We start from the raw sequence: 19,030 nt of genomic DNA on the forward strand, positions 1-19,030 counted from the left end.
GGCCCCACGCCCTGTATGGTTCAACCCGTTCCCGGGCGATTAGCTCAGTGGGAGAGCGCTTCGTTCACACCGAAGAGGTCACTGGTTCGAACCCAGTATCGCCCACCCGGGAAGAGCCGGTCCGTCAGTGCAATCGACGGACCGGCTCTCGCGTACCCGGGCCGGATCAGGCCGCCGCGGGGAGTGCCGGACGCAGCGGCCACGCCGGGTCCACCACCTCCGCCTCACCGTTCTTCTCGAACCACGCCTGCAGTCCGCGTGCCTGGGCCGCGTGCCACACCGCCTGCGACGAGTGCACCTCCGCCGGCGACAGCCGCTCCAGCCGGGCGGAGAACCGCCGGCCCACCGCCCGCACCAGTTCGAGCGAGGCCGTCGCGTCGGCCGCCGCGTCGTGCGCGCCGTCCAGCGTCACGCCGTACAGCGCGCACAGGTCCGTCAGCGTGCGACGGCCCTTGCGATAGCGGTCCAGATGCTTGTCCAGTACCCGGGGGTCCAGTACGCACAGCGCCTTGTTCCCCAGGTAACCGGCCAACGAGGACGCCCGATGGCGCCTCAGTTCCCGGTCCAGCAGCGTCAGATCGAACGGTGCGTTCATCACGACCAGCGGCCGTCCCGTCGCGCACTGCTCCGCCAGTGCCCGGGCGATCTCCTCCACGACCGGCGCGGGCCACCGGCCGTTGCGCTGCAGATGGTCGTCGGTCAGGCCATGGACCGCGGTGGCGCCGGGCGGCACCGGGATCCCCGGATTGACCAGCCAGCGAGTGACGCGGGGCCGCCCGCCCGCCGCGTCCTGGACGACGAGAGCGGCCGATACGATCCGGTCCTCCTCGACGTCCACGCCTGTCGTCTCGGTGTCAAAAGCCGCCAGCGGCCCCTCGAACCAATGCATCATCCCCGAACTCCTCGCGCCTGCACGGCAGATGACGGGATTCCTCTGCCCGGTTCGGTGATACCCGCCCCCTATGCCTGGTACGCCGTTTACGGGCCGGCTCCTGCGGTGACAACACAAGTGACGGGCAAGGAAGTTGACCGGCCCGTCAGCGGAGACCGGGCGACCGGTCGGCACAGCCCGGAAGGCACGGAGCCATGGCGCTCGCGCAGCCGAACCCAGGAAGTCCCGCCCGCACCGAGGACCACGGGGGAAGGGCGCCGCAGCAGCGGAACACCCCACCGCCGCGCGGCACACTCGCCACCACCGCCTGCATGGAGACCCTCCAGGTGGGCTACCTCCACGCGGTGGCGGCAGCGGCGGGCTGCTCCCTCTCCCAGCCCTTCCCCGACAACGGCATCGACTGGCACGTCAGCCACGGCGCCCCCGACCACATCGTCGACGACGAAGTGACCGTCAAGGTGCAGCTCAAATGCACCTACCAGATCCCTCCGCACCCACCCGGAGCCACGTTCTCCTTCACCCTCGACAACGCCCACCTGGTGAAGCTCGCGCGCACCCCCGTGTCGGTGCACAGGATCCTGGTCGTGATGCTCGTGCCCCGCAGCCAGGACGACTGGCTGCGGGCCGGACACGAACGGCTGGAGCTGCAGCACTGCTGTTACTGGACGAACCTGGCCGGCCACCCGGTGACGGGCCGGAACCGGACCACCGTACGGATACCCACCTCGCGGATCTTCGACGACCGCGCACTCCGCGACATCATGGCCCGAGTCGGGGCGGGAGGGAGACCCTGATGCACCGGTCGACGGACGAGCCCACCGGAGGGACGGTCCCGGCGGGCAGCCGCGCACATCCGTACGCCGACGGCCCGGGCCCCGGCCCGGCCCCCGACCCCGCGCGCGTCGACCCCGCCGTTCTCGGCACCCTGCTGCGACGGCACGGCTGGCACCGGCGCGGAGGAGCACCGGGGCGCTACAGCCGCTGGGTTCCCCCCGGCCCCGCCGCCACCGGAACAAGCCTGCTCGTCCCGGACACCACCGCCTTCCCCGACAGCGAGGACCTGCTGGCCGAAGCGCTCACCGCCCTGACCCGCAGCGCCGCACCCTCCGCCCGCGACATCCTGGTCGCCCTCACCGTGCCGAGCGACGAGATCCGCTGGTGGCGTGACGTCCCCGAGGACGCCTCGGCGGCCACGGACTGGGCCGGTGCCGATCAGCTGCGCACGGCGGCCCGGCAGATCCTCCTGGCCGGGTCCCTCGCCGTGCGCGGCCGGGCCGGTCACCACGGCGCCCGGCACCGCAGGAAGGCGCGGCGAGCCCTGGACGGCACCCTCGTCGGGCCCGGCTCCGACGGCCGCGGCCTCACCGCGTACGTCCCCGTCGCGGCCGGACGGGCCGTCGTCGTACAGCTCTACGCGGCGCTGCATGCGGCCCGGGAAGCCGTCGACTACCAGCGGGCCACCGGCGGGATGGAGGCGTTCGACGCCGCGGTCGCCGCCGGCGTCAGCCGTGAACTGACCGAGGCGGTCGTCGGGCTCGTCCGGGGAGCGGAGAGCGCCAGGATCACGCTGGCCTGGGCGCCCGCCGCCGGAACTCCCGAAGGCTGTCCGGCAGGCCCCGAACCCGTCGAGTTCTCGCCCGGCGACCTGCCCGCGCTGAGGCTGGCGGGCGTGCGTTACCTGCAGGACGAGCCGGCCGTTCCCGTCCGGCTCACCGGCGCCGTCGTACGGCTGCGCCGCTCGGGACCCCGTGGCCCCGGAGTCGTACGGCTGCGGGTACTGGCGGGGGCGGAGGTCGCGCACGTACGGATCGAACTCGACGAGGAGGCCTACCGGATCGCGGGCCACGCCCACCTGGTCGGGCTCCCGCTGCGGGTGGAGGGGAAGCTGGAGAACCGGGGCGGCTTCAGACGGCTCAGCGGCGCCTCCCACGTCACGCCCGTCCAGGTCGACGAGGCGGAGCGGGACCGGCTGATGAAGGTGCTCCAGGAGAACGTCGACTTCTTCGAGGAGGCCTGCACGGGGGACGAGGAGTAGCCGGGCCGCTATCCCTTTCGCTTCGAGGCCCTCCGGCTCGGTACGATTCCTCTTGCGCGCGCTAGAGGAATGCGACGCACCCCCTCAGTCAGGAGAGACCGGTGTCAGACGTCCGTGTGATCATCCAACGCGATTCCGAGCGGGAAGAGCACGTGGTGACGACGGGAACGACGGCCGCCGAGCTCTTCCCCGGCCAGCGCACCGTCGTCGCCGCAAGGGTGGAGGGCGAGCTGCGCGACCTCGCGTACGAGCTCAGGGACGGTGAGGTCGTCGAGCCCGTCGAGATCTCCTCCGAGGACGGCCTGAACATCCTGCGGCACTCCACCGCCCACGTCATGGCGCAGGCGGTGCAGGAACTCTTCCCCGAGGCCAAGCTGGGCATCGGCCCGCCGGTCAAGGACGGCTTCTACTACGACTTCGACGTCGAGAAGCCGTTCACGCCCGAGGACCTCAAGGCCATCGAGAAGAAGATGCAGGAGATCCAGAAGCGGGGCCAGAGGTTCTCCCGCCGGGTCGTGACCGACGAGGCGGCCCGCGAGGAGCTCGCCGACGAGCCGTACAAGCTGGAGCTCATCGGCATCAAGGGCTCGGCCTCCTCGGACGACGGCGCGGACGTCGAGGTGGGCGGCGGCGAGCTGACCATCTACGACAACCTGGACGCCAAGACCGGCGACCTGTGCTGGAAGGACCTCTGCCGGGGGCCGCACCTGCCGACCACCCGGCTCATCCCCGCGTTCAAGCTGATGCGGAACGCCGCGGCGTACTGGCGGGGCAGCGAGAAGAACCCCATGCTCCAGCGGATCTACGGGACCGCCTGGCCCACCAAGGACGAGCTCAAGGCGCACCTCACGTTCCTGGAGGAGGCCGCCAAGCGCGACCACCGCAAGCTCGGCAACGAGCTGGACCTCTTCTCCTTCCCCGACGAGATCGGCCCCGGTCTCGCGGTCTTCCACCCCAAGGGCGGCGTCATCCGACGGGCCATGGAGGACTACTCGCGGCGCCGCCACGAGGAGGAGGGCTACGAGTTCGTCTACAGCCCCCACGCCACCAAGGGCAAGCTCTTCGAGAAGTCCGGCCACCTGGACTGGTACGCCGACGGCATGTACCCGCCCATGCAGCTCGACGACGGGGTGGACTACTACCTCAAGCCGATGAACTGCCCGATGCACAACCTGATCTTCGATGCCCGCGGCCGTTCGTACCGTGAACTGCCCTTGCGGCTCTTCGAGTTCGGAACCGTGTACCGGTACGAGAAGTCCGGTGTCGTGCACGGGCTGACCCGCTCGCGCGGCTTCACCCAGGACGACGCGCACATCTACTGCACCCGCGAGCAGATGGCCGAGGAGCTGGACCGGACGCTCACCTTCGTCCTGAACCTGCTCCGTGACTACGGTCTGACCGACTTCTACCTGGAGCTGTCCACCAAGGACCCGGAGAAGTACGTCGGCAGCGACGAGACGTGGGAAGAGGCCACCGAGACGCTGCGCCAGGTCGCCGAGAAGCAGGGCCTCCCGCTGGTCCCGGACCCGGGCGGTGCCGCGTTCTACGGTCCGAAGATCTCGGTGCAGTGCAAGGACGCCATCGGCCGTACCTGGCAGATGTCGACCGTGCAGCTCGACTTCAACCTCCCGGAGCGTTTCGACCTGGAGTACACCGGCCCGGACGGCACCAAGCAGCGCCCCGTCATGATCCACCGCGCGCTGTTCGGCTCCATCGAGCGCTTCTTCGCGGTGCTGCTGGAGCACTACGCGGGCGCGTTCCCGGTCTGGCTGGCCCCGGTGCAGGCGGTCGGCATCCCGATCGGCGACACCCACATCCCGTACCTCCAGGAGTTCGCCGCCGAGGCGCGCAAGAAGGGGCTGCGGGTCGAGGTCGACGCCTCCTCCGACCGGATGCAGAAGAAGATCCGCAACCACCAGAAGGCCAAGGTCCCCTTCATGATCATCGTCGGCGACGAGGACATGAACGCGGGAACGGTCTCCTTCCGCTACCGCGACGGGTCGCAGGAGAACGGCATCGCCCGTGACGAGGCGATCGCCAAGCTCGCCGACGTGGTGGAGCGTCGCGTACAGGTGTGATCCCTGCCGGAAGGAGGCCCCCGGGGAGCGCTACACGCTCCCCGGGGGCCTCTTCTCGTCCTCCCGCTTGAACACCTCCACCAGCCACGACGAGAACGACCCCGTGACCGCCCCCAGCAGCGCGAGCCCGCAGGCCATCAGCAACGCGGCGATCGCCCGGCCGCCCGGCGTCACCGGCACCGCGTCGCCGTAGCCCACGGTCGTGAGCGTCGCGCACGCCCACCACACGGCGTCTCCGAACGTACGGATCGTGGAGCCGGAAGCACCCTGCTCCTGGTGGTAGACCGCGAGTGCCGCGGAGAAGCCCAGGAGCACGGCGGTCAGGCTCGCGTACGTCATCACCCGGGCGTACAGGCTCAGCCTGGGCCTGTCCGTGCGCTTCTGGAGCGCGGTGTAGACCTGGACCAGACGCAGGGGGCGCAGCAGCGGCAGGAGCAGGACCACCGTGTCCAGCCAGTGGCTGTGCACGAAACGCGCTCCCTGGCCGCTGAGCCGCAGCCGTACGCCGTAGTCCACGGCGAAGAGCAGCCAGGCCGCGGCGACGAGGGCGAAGGCGATGTCGCGCCAGGGCTGGGCGCCGACGGGAGCCAGGACGCGGACCGCGTAGCCGGTGAGGAAGACCAGTGACGCGGCGAGGAGCGGCACCTCGGTGCGCCGCTCCCAGCCCTCGAGCCGGGCGGGGACGGGGGCCGTGGGGCGGTCGCTCATGGCGCCAGCATCGCGGTGTGCCGACGGGGTCGGCCCCGGCGACACGCGCGCCGCGGGCAACGCAATATGCTGACGGGCATGACGAGTGAGCCGGAGCAGCAGATCGGAGTGGGGACGCCCGACGCGTTCCAGCGCCTGTGGACGCCCCACCGGATGGCCTACATCCAGGGTGAGAGCAAGCCGAGCGGCCCGGGAGCCGGTGACGGCTGCCCGTTCTGCGAGATCCCGTCGAAGTCGGACGAGGACGGGCTCATCGTCGCCCGGGGCGAGACGGTCTACGCGGTGCTGAACCTGTACCCGTACAACGGTGGGCACCTCATGGTGGTGCCGTACCGGCACGTGGCCGACTACACGGAGCTCGACGGTCCGGAGACCGCGGAGCTGGCCGACTTCACCAAGCGGGCCATGGTCGCGCTGCGGGCCGCCTCCGGTGCGCACGGCTTCAACATCGGGATGAACCAGGGCGCGGAGGCCGGGGCGGGCATCGCCGCGCACCTCCACCAGCACGTGGTGCCGCGCTGGGGCGGGGATACCAACTTCATGCCGGTCGTCGGACACACGAAGGTGCTCCCGCAGCTCCTGGGGGACACCCGGGCGATGCTGGCCGGCGTCTGGCCTGACGGGCCGCCGTCCGCCTGACCGGGTGTCGCCCGGGCGTCATCACGCGTCGTAGACGTCGGCCTTCTTCGGGGCGGCGTCCTGGACCATGCCGCTGAGGACCATGGAGCGGTTGTCGAAGCGCTCGGTGTCCACGCCGTGTTCCTTCAGGACCCGCGTCGTCGCGGAGTGGACGACGCGCAGGATGGGCGTGGCGGCCCGCATGGCGTCGTCGGCCATGAAGCGGTGGCCCCAGGGTTTGGCCGCCCAGGCGTGGCGCAGGCCGAAGGGCTCGGGCAGGACGATCTTGCCGCCCAGGTAGTCGAGGAGCGGCGGGTACCAGGTGAAGGGGGCGCGCAGGGCGAGCCTGACCACCTCGGTCGCCTTGACGAGCGGGAGGGAGACCTTGCGGGTCTCCCAGAACCTGACCGCCTTCTTGACCGTCTTGGTCGGTGCCTCCGGCTTGGAGAGGAAGAGGGAGTGGACGGGGCCCAGCGCGTGCCCGGTCACCTCGATCCGCAGGGTCTCGTGGAGCACCGTGACGGTGATCAGCATCGTGATCACCAACTGGCCGTCCCAGAGGGTGAACTGGACGCCCAGGTAGTGCCGGTTGCCGCTGCCGAACTGCTGGTGGTTGCAGATGCGCTGTATCTCGTGGGGCTTGATCTGGAAGGTGGCGACGTCCTCACCCTCCGGGCGGGAGACGGAGCCCGCGTTCTCGCCGATGGGCGAGACGATCCAGTGCTTGACGGACGGGGTGGGAAATCCGCCGGTGTTCAGCGGGCCGCGCTCCAGCATCTTCAACTGGTCGTGGATGGCCCGGACGACGTCCCAGCTGCGGAACTGGTGGATCTCCCGGGTGGGGTCCGCGGGGGTGAGTTCTTCGGCGAGCTGCCAGCTGCCCCAGCGGGTTCCCATGCCGAGGATGCCCTTGGGGCCCGCGTAGAACACGGCGTTGGACTGCTGCTCGGCGGAGAGCTTCTCCAGGCCCTGACGCAGGGCCTCGCGCGCGGTCTCGTTGGGATTCTTGGGCACGGCCTCCGGGATCTTCGCGCTGACGCCGGCGCCGGAGAGAAGCCCTTCCCAGCGGGCCCGAAGGTCCTTGGTCGAGGACTCCGCGATCCGTTTGGCGAGCAGCCAGCCGATCAGCGGGGCGACGGCGGCGGCCCGCAGGTAGAGGGCCAGGAAGCCGGTGAGCGGCATGGTGATGAGGAAGAACGCGGCGGCCGCGCCGAGCACGACGAGCAGGACCCCGCCCAGCGCCTGGAAGAACTTGTCCTTGGAGTTGTTCAGGGTGTCCCGCAGCCGGAAGGCGAGGACCCAGAGGACCAGTCCGGGCAGGAAGACGAAGCCGAAGACGGCGGTGATCAGGGTCAGCTTCGTGTCACGGGCCTTGCGCAGCCGGGTGGCGGACAGGCAGTGCTCGACGACGGTCTGGGGGTCGGTGCCGAAGGACTGGATGAGCGCGCCGCGGCCGCCGCCGAGCATGCGCTCCTGGACGGCCCGGGAGAACGCCTCACCGAGATTCGGCTTGAAATAGTCGGACTTGAACAGCTTGGACTCGCCCGTTTTCACCTCGGACTTGTGCCACTCGCTGTTGGCCTTGAGGATCTCCGCCACGTCGCTGTCGCGGTACGCGGCGGAGGCGAGGGCGTTGGTCGCCACCGCCTGTCCTCCCGAACCCTGGAGCGGGATCTGCGCTCCGGGAGAGAAATCGAATCCGTCGTTCGCCACTGTCGCCCCCACTCGCCCGCACGGTCTGCCTCTGCGGCTGTTCCCAACTACCGTACGTCGCACACCTTCTGAGCTGGGCCCACAGAGTACCGTCCGAACCACGCGCCCGCCCGGACGATGGGCCCGCGGGTGGGCGTAAGGGGTCATATCCAGTCAACCGGTGCCGCGGGATCAGCTCACGTTCGCGCTGTTCTCCCGTGCTCCGCGGATGCGTTCGGCGAGCTGCGGAGGCATCGGCTCGTGCCGGGCGTACGCCCGGTCGAACCGTCCGGCGCCGTGCGTCAGGGAGCTGAGGTCGACGGTGTACCGGCCGATCTCGATCTCCGGCACCTCGGCGCGTATGAGTGTGCGCTCGCCGGTCTCCTGTTCGGTGCCGACGACCCGGCCGCGCCGCCCGGCGAGGTCGCTCATGACGGCCCCCACGTAGCCGTCGGGAACCAGGACGCCGACCGTCGCGACGGGTTCGAGGAGCTGGACGCGGGTGCCGGCCGCGGCCTCGCGCAGCGCCAGCGCGCCCGCGGTCTGGAAGGCGGCGTCGGAGGAGTCCACCGCGTGCGACTTCCCGTCGAGCAGGGTGACACGTACGTCGACGAGCGGGTGCCCGGCCGCGACACCCCGGGCCGCCTGGGCGCGTACGCCCTTCTCCACGGAGGCGACGAACTGCCGCGGCACCGAGCCGCCGACCACCTCGTCGACGAACTCGACGCCCGCCCCCGAGGCCAGCGGTTCCACCTCGATCTCGCAGACGGCGTACTGGCCGTGGCCGCCGGACTGCTTGACGTGCCGGCCCAGTCCGACGGTCCGGGAGGCGAAGGTCTCGCGGAGCGGCACACGAGGAGGTTCGGCGTCGACCTGCACCCCGTACCTGCTGCGCAGGCGTTCCAGCGCGACCTCCGTGTGCGCCTCGCCCATGCACCACAGAACCATCTGGTGGGTTTCCTGGTTCTGCTCCAGACGCATGGTGGGGTCCTCGGCGACCAGGCGGGACAGGCCCTGCGAGAGCCTGTCCTCGTCGGCCCTGCCATGGGCGCGTACCGCCAGGGGCAGCAGCGGGTCGGGCAGGGCCCACGGCTCCATCAGCAGCGGGTCGCCGTTGCCGGTGAGGGTGTCCCCGGTCTCAGCCCCGCCCAGTTTGGAGACACAGGCCAGATCGCCCGCGACACAGCTGTCCAGGGGGCGCTGCTGTGCGCCGAAGGGGGCGGAGAGGGCGCCGACGCGCACGTCGGCCTCGTGGCAGGGACCTGTCTCGCCTCCCGGACCGGTGAGGCCGTGGCCGCACACGTGCACGGTGTCGTCGGGGCGCAGGGTGCCGGAGAAGACGCGGACGAGGGAGACCTGTCCGACGTAGGGGTCGGACGAGGTCTTCACGACCTCGGCCACCAGCGGCGCGGCCGGATGGCGGGCGGGGGCCGGGCGCGGGGTTCCGTCCGGGGCGGTGACGGCGGGCAGGGTGCGTTCCCCGGGGGAGGGGAAGCCGCGGGTGACCAGGTCGAGGAGTTCCACGGTGCCGACGCCCTGACGGGCGCCGTCGGCGGCCGGCGCCGCGGTGAGGACGGGGTGGAACGAGCCGCGTGCGACGGCGCGTTCCAGGTCGTCCACGAGCGTCGTGGTGCCGATCTCGCCGCCGCCGAGGTAGCGGTCCATCAGGGTCTCGTCCTCGCTCCCGGCGATGATCGCCTCGATGAGCCGGTTCCGGGCCTTCCGGAGCGGAGCCCGCTGATCCCCGTCCGGCGGTGACTCCCGCCGTTCCCCCGACGAGTAGTCGAAGATCCGCGGGGTGAGGAGTCCGGCGAGCCCGGTGAGCGGGGCGTGTCCGTCCGGGCCCTCGGGTCCGTGCACCGGCAGGTGGAGGGGGAGCACGGCATCGGGGTCGTCGTGCCCGAGGACCCGTCCGCAGATCCGGGTCATCTCGCCGAAGGACGTACGCGCGGTGTCCAGGTGGGTGACGACGACGGCCCGTGGCATCCCGACGGCCGCGCACTCCTCCCAGATGTCGCGGGTGGCGCCTGCCACGGCGTCGGCCTCCTGGGCGGCAGAGATGACGAAGAGGGCCGCGTCCGCCGCGCGCAGACCGGCCCTGAGTTCCCCGACGAAGTCCGCGTGGCCGGGGGTGTCCAGCAGGTTGATCTTGTATCCGTCCCATTCGACGGGAACCAGCGAGAGCTGCACGGAGCGTCGTCGGCGCTGTTCGATCTCGTCGTGGTCGGAGACGGTGGCGCCGTCCTCGACCCGGCCGGCCCGGTTGAGCGCCCCGGCGGTCAGCGCGAGTGCCTCCACCAGTGTGGTCTTGCCCGAGCCGCTGTGGCCGACCAGCACGACGTTCCGTACGGAAGCGGGCCGGCCGGCCGTCGCGGCCCTGCCGGCGGCCCCGGTGTGCGTATGCGTCCTGTCGCCCATGATCGTGCCTCCCGGTCGGTGGCGTGGTGCCGCGAGAGCGGGGAGTGGGGACGGGCGGAGCCGACGCGGCGGCTTCGGCGACGCCCGCGGTCATTCGAGCGTCGCACCCGTGCCGGACGCCGTCCATACGTCGCGCACGGCGGAGCGTGACTTCACGGACCCCCGGCGGGACGGGGTGCCCCGCCCTGACCCGGCACGGCTCGTGACTACGATGGGCCAGCCGGTGGCCGAAAGGGCCGCGGCGCCCACCGAACCTCGGGAAGGCCATGCTGAACAAGTACGCGCGTGCATTTTTTACGCGTGTCCTCACACCGTTCGCCGCTCTGCTGCTCCGCCTCGGAGTCAGCCCCGACGCGGTCACTCTCGTCGGCACGGCCGGAGTGATGGCAGGTGCGCTGGTCTTCTTCCCGATGGGGGAGTTCTTCTGGGGCACGATCGTGATCACGGTCTTCGTCTTCTCGGACCTGGTCGACGGCAACATGGCCCGGCAGGCCGGAATCTCCAGCCGGTGGGGCGCGTTCCTGGACTCGACGCTCGACCGGGTGGCGGACGGGGCGATCTTCGCCGGGTTCGCGCTCTGGTATGCGGGCGGCGGGAATGACAACGTGCTGTGCGCGGTCGCGATCTTCTGCCTGGCCAGCGGCCAGGTGGTCTCGTACACGAAGGCGCGCGGCGAGTCGATCGGCCTGCCGGTCGCGGTCAACGGGCTGGTGGAGCGCGCCGAACGGCTCGTGATCTCGCTGGTCGCGGCCGGGCTCGCCGGGCTGCACGGCTTCGGGGTCCCGGGCATCCAGGTGCTGCTGCCGATCGCGCTCTGGATCGTCGCCGCGGGCAGCCTGGTGACGCTGATCCAGCGGGTGGTGACCGTGCGCAGGGAGTCGGCCGAGGCCGATGCCGCCGCGGCTGCCCAGGGCGGGGCGCCTGGACAGGGGAGCGAGGCCGCTCAGTGACCGGCACCGGATCCGATCTGCGGGGGCGGCTCTCCGACGGGCTCTACGGCCTCGGCTGGGGCGCGGTCAAGAAGCTTCCCGAGCCGGCCGCTGCCGCGCTCTTCCGCACCCTGGCCGACCAGGTGTGGAAGCGGCGCGGGACGTCCGTGCTCTGCCTGGAGTCGAACCTCGCCCGGGTGGTGCCCGACGCGGACGCCGCCCGGCTCGCCGAGCTGTCGAAGGCCGGCATGCGCTCGTACATGCGCTACTGGATGGAGTCCTTCCGGCTGCCGACCTGGAGTCCGGAGCGGATCAAGGCCTCCATAGACATCCGTGACGTCCACCACCTGACCGAGGCCCTCGACGCGGGCCGGGGGGCCGTGGTCGCGCTGCCGCACCTGGCGAACTGGGACCTGGCGGGAGCATGGGTCACCACGGACCTGAAGGTGCCGTTCACGACGGTCGCCGAACGGCTCAAGCCGGAAACGCTCTACGACCGGTTCGTGGCCTACCGCCAGGGCCTGGGCATGGAGGTGGTGCCGCACAACGGAGGCGCCGCGTTCGGGACGCTGGCACGACGCCTGCGTTCGGGAGGGCTGGTCTGTCTCGTGGCCGACCGCGACCTGTCCGCCTCGGGCGTCGAGGTGGACTTCTTCGGCGACACCGCGCGGATGCCCGCCGGGCCGGCGCTGCTGGCCCAGCAGACGGGCGCGCTGCTGCTGCCCGTGACCCTCTGGTACGACGGCACGCCGGTCATGCGGGGACGGATCCATCCGCCCGTCGCCGTCCCGGAGACAGGTACCCGGGTGGAGAAGACGTCCTCCATGACACAGGCGCTGGCCGATGCCTTCGCCGGCGGGATCGCCGCACATCCGGAGGACTGGCACATGCTGCAGCGCCTCTGGCTCTCCGATCTCGAACCCCAGGGGGAAGCTCCGTGAAGATCGGCATCGTCTGCCCGTACTCCTGGGACGTGCCGGGCGGGGTGCAGTTCCACATCCGTGACCTCGCGGAGCACCTGATCCGCCTGGGCCACGACGTCTCGGTGCTCGCACCCGCCGACGACGAGACGCCGCTCCCGCCGTACGTCGTGCCCGCCGGCCGGGCCGTGCCCGTCCCGTACAACGGCTCGGTGGCCCGGCTGAACTTCGGCTTCCTGACCGCCGCCCGGGTCCGGCGCTGGCTGAACGACGGCACCTTCGACGTCATCCACATCCACGAGCCCACCACCCCCTCGGTGGGCCTGCTGGCCTGCTGGGCGGCGCAGGGGCCGATCGTCGCCACCTTCCACACGTCCAACCCCCGCTCCCGGGTCATGATCGCGGCGTACCCGATCCTCCAGCCGGCACTGGAGAAGATCAGCGCGCGGATCGCGGTGAGCGAGTACGCCCGGCGGACGCTGGTCGAACACCTGGGCGGGGACGCCGTGGTCATCCCCAACGGCGTCGACGTGGACTTCTTCGCCCGGGCCGAGCCGAAGGCCGAGTGGCAGGGCGGCACACTCGGCTTCATAGGACGCATCGACGAGCCGCGCAAGGGGCTGCCCGTCCTCATGAAGGCACTGCCCGCGATCCTCGCCGCCCGCCCGGAGACCCGGCTGCTGATCGCGGGACGCGGTGACGAGGAGGAGGCGGTCGCCTCGCTGCCGAAGGAACTGCGCTCACGCGTCGAGTTCCTCGGCATGGTGAGCGACGAGGACAAGGCACGGCTGCTGCGCAGCGTCGACGTCTACGTCGCGCCGAACACCGGCGGCGAGAGCTTCGGCATCATCCTGGTCGAGGCCCTGTCGGCGGGAGCCCCCGTCCTCGCCAGCGACCTGGACGCCTTCGCCCAGGTACTCGACCAGGGAGCGGCGGGCGACCTGTTCGCCAACGAGGACGCGGACGCGCTCGCCTCGGCCGCGATTCGGCTCCTGGGCGACCCGGAGCGGCGCGCGGGCCTGCGGGAGCGGGGCAGCGCGCATGTGCGCCGCTTCGACTGGACGACGGTCGGTGCGGACATCCTCGCGGTGTACGAGACGGTCACGGACGGGGCGGCCGCCGTGGACACCGACGAACGCACCGGGCTCCGCGCGCGCTTCGGCCTCGCCAGGGACTGATCGGGGCCTGCCGGGGCCGGGTGTGTCACGCCGACGGTAGCCTTGCCGTCCGTGATCGAAATCATCGTCTGGACCGTCGTCGCCCTGATCGCGATCGGCCTGTACCTCAGCTGGACCGCCGGGCGGCTCGACCGGCTGCACGCCCGTATCGACGCGGCACGGGCGGCACTCGACGCCCAACTGCTGCGCCGTGCCTCGGTCACCCAGGAGCTGGCCACGTCCGGTGTCCTGGACCCCGCCGCGTCGATCGTGCTGTACGAGGCGGCACACGCGGCGCGGCAGGCCGAGGAGGAGCAGCGTGAGGTCGCCGAGAGTGAACTGAGCACCGCCCTGCGGGCCGTGTTCGGCGAGACGGCGCAGGTCGAGGCGGTGCAGGAGTTCCCGGGAGGCGAGGAGGCCGCAGGAGAACTGGCCGCCGCCGTACGCCGCGTACCCATGGCGCGCCGCTTCCACAACGACTCGGTGCGCGCCGCCCGCGCACTGCGCAGGCACCGGACGGTGCGGCTGTTCCGCCTCGCAGGCCACGCCCCGTTCCCGCTCGCGTTCGAGATGGACGACGAGCCGCCCGTCGCCCTGGCGGACCGGCCCGGTACCTGAGGCCGGCCGGGCGCCCCAGGCGCACAGAACGATCCACAGGCTCCTCATTGGCCCTTGCTGTGGACTGCTCCCGGAGCGTTTGCTCGGGACTGCAGCATCCAGCGCTTTTCCCACCCCAGTGAGGTCGATCCGTGTCCACGCTTCCCAGCACACCGCAGTCCGCCGAGACCCCGGCCACCGGCACCGCCCGCGTCAAGCGGGGCATGGCCGAGCAGCTGAAGGGCGGCGTGATCATGGATGTCGTCGACGCCGAGCAGGCGAAGATCGCCGAGGACGCCGGCGCGGTGGCCGTCATGGCCCTGGAGCGGGTGCCCGCCGACATCCGCAAGGACGGCGGCGTGGCCCGGATGTCGGACCCCAACATGATCGAGGAGATCATCGAGGCCGTCTCCATCCCGGTCATGGCGAAGTCCCGCATCGGCCACTTCGTCGAGGCCCAGGTGCTCCAGTCCCTCGGCGTCGACTACATCGACGAGTCCGAGGTCCTCACCCCGGCCGACGAGGTCAACCACAGCGACAAGTTCGCCTTCACCACACCCTTCGTCTGCGGCGCCACCAACCTGGGCGAGGCCCTGCGCCGCATCGCAGAAGGCGCCGCGATGATCCGTTCGAAGGGTGAGGCGGGCACGGGCAACGTCGTCGAGGCGGTCCGGCACCTGCGCCAGATCAAGAACGAGATCGCCCGGCTGCGCGGCTACGACAACAACGAGCTGTACGCCGCGGCCAAGGAGCTCCGCGCCCCGTACGAACTGGTCAAGGAGGTCTCCGAGCTCGGCAGGCTGCCCGTCGTGCTGTTCTCGGCCGGAGGTGTCGCCACACCGGCGGACGCGGCTCTGATGCGACAGCTCGGCGCCGAGGGCGTCTTCGTGGGCTCGGGCATCTTCAAGTCCGGTGACCCGGCCAGGCGCGCCGCGGCCATCGTGAAGGCCACCACCTTCTACGACGACCCGAAGGTCATCGCGGACGCCTCCCGCAATCTGGGCGAGGCCATGGTCGGCATCAACTGCGACACGCTGCCCGAGGGCGAGCGCTACGCCAACCGCGGCTGGTAGCACCGGTGACCGAGAACCCTGTCATCGGAGTCCTGGCCCTCCAGGGCGACGTGCGGGAGCACCTGATCGCCCTGGCGTCGGCGGACGCGGTGGCCAGGCCGGTCCGGCGGCCCGAGGAGCTCGCGGGGGTCGACGGGCTCGTCATACCCGGTGGTGAGTCCACCACGATGTCCAAGCTGGCCGTGCTCTTCGGCATGCTGGAACCCCTGCGCGAGCGGGTGGCCGCCGGGATGCCGGTCTACGGCACCTGCGCCGGGATGATCATGCTGGCCGACAAGATCCTCGACCCCCGCGCGGGACAGGAGACGGTCGGCGGCATCGACATGATCGTGCGGCGTAACGCGTTCGGACGGCAGAACGAGTCCTTCGAGGCGGCCGTGGAGGTCGACGGGGTACCGGGCGGACCGGTCGAAGGCGTCTTCATCCGGGCTCCCTGGGTGGAGTCGCTCGGCGCCCGGGCGGAGGCCGTCGCGGTGCACGGCGGGCATATCGTGGCCGTACGCCAGGGAAACGCACTGGCCACGTCGTTCCACCCCGAGCTGACCGGCGACCACCGGGTGCACGCGCTCTTCACCGACATGGTGCGCGCCGTGGCCTGATCCGATCCCGGTAGGATCTCTCGGGTTCGGATCGATTTTGGTGACGCGAAGGAGAAGGCAGATGTCCGGCCACTCTAAATGGGCTACGACGAAGCACAAGAAGGCCGTGATCGACGCCAAGCGCGGCAAGCTCTTCGCGAAGATGATCAAGAACATCGAGGTCGCGGCCCGCACGGGCGGCGCCGATGTGTCCGGTAACCCGACCCTCTTCGACGCCATCCAGAAGGCCAAGAAGAGCTCGGTCCCGAACAAGAACATCGACTCGGCGGTCAAGCGCGGCGCCGGTCTCGAGGCCGGTGGCGCCGACTACGAGACGATCATGTACGAGGGCTACGGCCCGAACGGCGTCGCGGTGCTCATCGAGTGCCTCACCGACAACCGCAACCGCGCCGCGTCCGACGTCCGCGTCGCCATGACCCGCAACGGCGGTTCGATGGCGGACCCGGGCTCGGTCTCGTACCTGTTCAACCGCAAGGGCGTCGTCATCGTCCCCAAGGGCGAGCTGGCCGAGGACGACGTGCTCGGCGCGGTGCTCGACGCGGGTGCCGAGGAGGTCAACGACCTCGGTGACACCTTCGAGGTGCTCAGCGAGGCCACCGACATGGTCGCGGTCCGCACCGCGCTCCAGGACGCCGGCATCGACTACGACTCCGCCGAGGCCAACTTCGTCCCGACCATGCAGGTCGAGCTGGACGAAGAGGGCGCACGCAAGATCTTCAAGCTGATCGACGCGCTGGAGGACAGCGACGACGTGCAGAACGTCTTCGCCAACTTCGACGTCTCCGACGAGGTCATGGAGAAGGTGGACGCCTGAGGGCGGCACCGCCTGGAACGGGCCGACGGGACACACCCCGTCGGCCCGTCGCATTGTCAGCGGCACCCGATAGCCTGCGGGAACAGATGACCGAGCGGCGGAGGGGGCCCAGACATGCGGGTGTTGGGCGTGGACCCGGGGCTGACCCGGTGCGGCGTCGGAGTCGTCGAGGGCGTCGCCGGCCGGCCGCTCACGATGATCGGCGTCGGCGTCGTGCGGACCCCGGCCGACGCGGAGCTCGGCCACCGGCTCGTCGCCATCGAACAGGGCATCGAGCGGTGGCTCGACGAGCACCGGCCCGAATACGTCGCGGTGGAGCGGGTGTTCAGCCAGCACAACGTGCGTACGGTGATGGGCACCGCCCAGGCCAGCGCGGTCGCCATGCTCTGCGCGTCCCGCCGCGGGATCCCCGTCGCCCTGCACACCCCCAGCGAGGTCAAGGCCGCGGTCACCGGTTCCGGGCGCGCCGACAAGGCCCAGGTCGGGGCCATGGTGACCCGGCTGCTGCGGCTCGACGCACCGCCGAAGCCGGCCGACGCCGCCGACGCCCTCGCCCTCGCCATCTGTCACATCTGGCGGGCCCCCGCGCAGAACCGACTGCAGCAGGCCGTCGCCGCCCACCGCACGCTGAAAGGCCGTACCGCATGATCGCCTTCGTCTCAGGCCCGGTGGCCGCCCTCGCTCCGGCCACGGCCGTGATCGAGGTCGGCGGCATCGGGATGGCCGTCCAGTGCGCACCCGGCACCCTCGCGGGCCTGCGGATCGGCCAGGAGGCCAGGCTGGCCACCTCCCTCGTCGTACGCGAGGACTCGCTGACGCTCTACGGCTTCGCCGACGACGACGAACGCCAGGTCTTCGAGCTCCTCCAGACCGCCAGCGGCGTCGGCCCCCGGCTCGCCCAGGCCATGCTCGCCACCCACAGCCCGGACGCCCTGCGCATCGCCGTCGCCACGGGTGACGAGAAGGCGCTCACCGCCGTGTCCGGGATCGGCAAGAAGGGCGCACAGAAGCTCCTCCTCGAGCTCAAGGACCGGCTCGGCGAGCCCGTCGGCGCGCACATCGGGCAGCAGGGCGTCGGCGCCGCCGTCAGCAGCTCCTGGCGCGACCAGCTCCAGGCGGCGCTGATCGGCCTCGGCTACGCGCCCCGCGAGGCGGAGGAAGCGGTGACCGCCGTGACACCGCAGGCCGAGGCATCCATCGCCGAGGGTGGCCAGGCCCCCGTGCCGCAGCTGCTGCGCGCCGCACTGCAGACACTCAACCGCGCACGCTGACCGCAGGGGCACGACGCCCCGTACGCCGGCCGGAGCACCGCACGGACCGGCACCGAAACACCCGAGGCGGGACTGACGAGATGAACTGGGACGAGACCGGGGCTGACACGGGCGACCTCACCGACGAGCGGCTGGACGACCGTCTGGTCGACGCCGGGGCGGACGGAGAGGACACCGCGGTCGAGGCCGCCCTGCGCCCGAAGGACCTCCACGAGTTCGTCGGCCAGGAGAAGGTGCGCGAACAGCTCGACCTGGTCCTCAAGGCCGCCCGCGCCCGGGGCGCCACCGCCGACCACGTGCTGCTCTCCGGCGCCCCCGGCCTGGGGAAGACCACCCTTTCCCTGATCATCGCGGCCGAGATGGGCGCGCCGATCCGGATCACCTCGGGCCCCGCCATCCAGCACGCCGGAGACCTCGCCGCGATCCTCTCCTCCCTCCAGGAGGGGGAGGTCCTCTTCCTCGACGAGATCCACCGCATGTCGCGGCCGGCCGAGGAGATGCTCTACATGGCGATGGAGGACTTCCGGGTCGACGTCATCGTCGGCAAGGGCCCGGGGGCCACTGCGATCCCGCTGGAACTCCCGCCGTTCACCCTCGTCGGCGCCACCACCAGGGCAGGGCTGCTGCCGCCCCCGCTGCGCGACCGCTTCGGCTTCACCGGCCACATGGAGTTCTACGCCCCCACCGAGCTGGAAAGGGTCATCCACCGCTCCGCCGGCCTGCTCGACGTCGCCATAGACACCGCCGGCGCCGCCGAGATCGCCGGACGCTCCCGGGGCACGCCCCGTATCGCCAACCGGCTGCTGCGCCGCGTCCGGGACTACGCCCAGGTCAAGGCCGACGGACGGATCGACCGGGACATCGCCGCCGCGGCCCTGCGGGTCTACGAGGTCGACGCCAGGGGCCTGGACCGCCTGGACCGGGCGGTGCTCGGTGCCCTGCTGAAACTTTTCGGCGGAGGCCCCGTGGGGCTCTCCACCCTCGCGGTGGCCGTGGGGGAGGAGCGCGAGACGGTCGAGGAGGTCGCAGAGCCCTTCCTCGTCAGGGAGGGACTGCTCGCGAGGACCCCGCGGGGCAGGGTCGCCACCCCCGCGGCATGGGCACACCTCGGCCTCGTCCCCCCGCAGCACGGCGCAAAGGGACAACAGGGCCTGTTCGGGGCGTGACACAGGACGGGTTGGCCAGCAGGGGAACCACGGTGCCATGCTGGACGTTGTTCCAATGATGCG

Annotated in this window: 18 protein-coding genes and 1 tRNA gene; 15 read left to right on the forward strand and 4 right to left on the reverse strand. The window is 71.2% G+C overall.

All coding sequences use genetic code 11. The features are described from left to right. Positions 1-33: 33 nt before the first annotated feature. Positions 34-105 (forward strand) — tRNA-Val (locus tag ABT001_RS17010). Positions 106-166: 61 nt separating this feature from the next. Here the strand turns inward: ABT001_RS17010 and ABT001_RS17015 are convergent. Next, positions 167-892 (reverse strand): 3'-5' exonuclease, encoded by a 726-nt coding sequence (locus tag ABT001_RS17015; protein ID WP_351277691.1) that lies wholly within the window; start codon positions 890-892, stop codon positions 167-169. A gap of 194 nt (positions 893-1,086) precedes the next feature. Between ABT001_RS17015 and ABT001_RS17020 the strand changes: the two genes are divergently transcribed. The 3 genes from ABT001_RS17020 (at position 1,087) to thrS (ending at position 5,005) form a co-directional block, all read left to right on the forward strand. Further along, positions 1,087-1,686 carry a DUF4365 domain-containing protein gene (locus tag ABT001_RS17020; RefSeq protein WP_351277694.1) on the forward strand — a complete coding sequence of 200 codons (600 nt, stop codon included), beginning with the start codon at positions 1,087-1,089 and terminating at the stop codon, positions 1,684-1,686. Further along, the gene (locus tag ABT001_RS17025; RefSeq protein WP_351277696.1) at positions 1,686-2,927 is read left to right on the forward strand and encodes a hypothetical protein; all 1,242 of its coding nucleotides are present in this window, start codon (positions 1,686-1,688) and stop codon (positions 2,925-2,927) included. Before ABT001_RS17020 ends, ABT001_RS17025 begins: the two co-directional genes overlap by 1 nt. Positions 2,928-3,028: 101 nt before the next feature. Then, positions 3,029-5,005, forward strand: a complete 1,977-nt coding sequence (gene thrS / locus ABT001_RS17030; protein WP_351277698.1) for a threonine--tRNA ligase — start codon at positions 3,029-3,031, stop codon at positions 5,003-5,005. Between the two features lie 30 nt (positions 5,006-5,035). On the opposite strand, the gene ABT001_RS17035 is transcribed toward thrS, so the two are convergent. Further along, positions 5,036-5,713, reverse strand: a complete 678-nt coding sequence (locus ABT001_RS17035) for a potassium channel family protein (protein ID WP_351277701.1) — start codon at positions 5,711-5,713, stop codon at positions 5,036-5,038. A 66-nt stretch (positions 5,714-5,779) separates the two neighbouring features. On the opposite strand from ABT001_RS17035, the gene ABT001_RS17040 reads away from it, so the two are divergent. After that, a complete protein-coding gene (locus ABT001_RS17040) occupies positions 5,780-6,352 on the forward strand; it encodes an HIT family protein (RefSeq protein WP_351277703.1) in 573 nt (190 codons plus the stop codon). Positions 6,353-6,373: 21 nt separating this feature from the next. On the opposite strand, the gene ABT001_RS17045 is transcribed toward ABT001_RS17040, so the two are convergent. Continuing rightward, positions 6,374-8,044, reverse strand: a complete 1,671-nt coding sequence (locus tag ABT001_RS17045) for an AbeC-like domain-containing protein (RefSeq protein WP_351277705.1) — start codon at positions 8,042-8,044, stop codon at positions 6,374-6,376. A gap of 171 nt (positions 8,045-8,215) precedes the next feature. Beyond that, a complete protein-coding gene (locus ABT001_RS17050) occupies positions 8,216-10,441 on the reverse strand; it encodes an elongation factor G-like protein EF-G2 (protein WP_351277707.1) in 2,226 nt (741 codons plus the stop codon). A 266-nt stretch (positions 10,442-10,707) separates the two neighbouring features. On the opposite strand from ABT001_RS17050, the gene pgsA reads away from it, so the two are divergent. The 10 genes from pgsA (at position 10,708) to ruvB (ending at position 18,967) form a co-directional block, all read left to right on the forward strand. Further along, a complete protein-coding gene (pgsA, locus tag ABT001_RS17055; RefSeq protein ID WP_351277710.1) occupies positions 10,708-11,391 on the forward strand; it encodes a phosphatidylinositol phosphate synthase in 684 nt (227 codons plus the stop codon). Beyond that, positions 11,388-12,311, forward strand: a complete 924-nt coding sequence (locus ABT001_RS17060; RefSeq protein WP_351277713.1) for a phosphatidylinositol mannoside acyltransferase — start codon at positions 11,388-11,390, stop codon at positions 12,309-12,311. The genes pgsA and ABT001_RS17060 overlap by 4 nt, the downstream gene beginning before the upstream one ends. Beyond that, entirely contained in the window at positions 12,308-13,468 is a 1,161-nt protein-coding gene (locus ABT001_RS17065) for a glycosyltransferase family 4 protein (RefSeq protein WP_351277715.1), read from the forward strand. Before ABT001_RS17060 ends, ABT001_RS17065 begins: the two co-directional genes overlap by 4 nt. Positions 13,469-13,519: 51 nt before the next feature. After that, positions 13,520-14,065 carry a hypothetical protein gene (locus tag ABT001_RS17070; protein WP_351277717.1) on the forward strand — a complete coding sequence of 182 codons (546 nt, stop codon included), beginning with the start codon at positions 13,520-13,522 and terminating at the stop codon, positions 14,063-14,065. A gap of 131 nt (positions 14,066-14,196) precedes the next feature. Then, entirely contained in the window at positions 14,197-15,117 is a 921-nt protein-coding gene (gene pdxS, locus ABT001_RS17075) for a pyridoxal 5'-phosphate synthase lyase subunit PdxS (RefSeq protein ID WP_351277719.1), read from the forward strand. A gap of 5 nt (positions 15,118-15,122) precedes the next feature. Next, a complete protein-coding gene (gene pdxT, locus ABT001_RS17080) occupies positions 15,123-15,716 on the forward strand; it encodes a pyridoxal 5'-phosphate synthase glutaminase subunit PdxT (protein ID WP_351277721.1) in 594 nt (197 codons plus the stop codon). Positions 15,717-15,777: 61 nt separating this feature from the next. Further along, a complete protein-coding gene (locus ABT001_RS17085; protein WP_351277724.1) occupies positions 15,778-16,530 on the forward strand; it encodes a YebC/PmpR family DNA-binding transcriptional regulator in 753 nt (250 codons plus the stop codon). Positions 16,531-16,644: 114 nt separating this feature from the next. Continuing rightward, entirely contained in the window at positions 16,645-17,178 is a 534-nt protein-coding gene (gene ruvC / locus ABT001_RS17090; RefSeq protein ID WP_351277726.1) for a crossover junction endodeoxyribonuclease RuvC, read from the forward strand. Next, positions 17,175-17,801: a Holliday junction branch migration protein RuvA gene (ruvA, locus tag ABT001_RS17095; protein WP_351277728.1), complete on the forward strand. Its 627-nt coding sequence runs from the start codon at positions 17,175-17,177 to the stop codon at positions 17,799-17,801. The genes ruvC and ruvA overlap by 4 nt, the downstream gene beginning before the upstream one ends. An 80-nt stretch (positions 17,802-17,881) precedes the next feature. Continuing rightward, positions 17,882-18,967 (forward strand): Holliday junction branch migration DNA helicase RuvB, encoded by a 1,086-nt coding sequence (gene ruvB / locus ABT001_RS17100; RefSeq protein ID WP_351277730.1) that lies wholly within the window; start codon positions 17,882-17,884, stop codon positions 18,965-18,967. Positions 18,968-19,030: the final 63 nt, after the last annotated feature.

Source organism: Streptomyces sp. NPDC002793, assembly GCF_040295485.1.
Classification (GTDB): Bacteria; Actinomycetota; Actinomycetes; order Streptomycetales; family Streptomycetaceae; genus Streptomyces.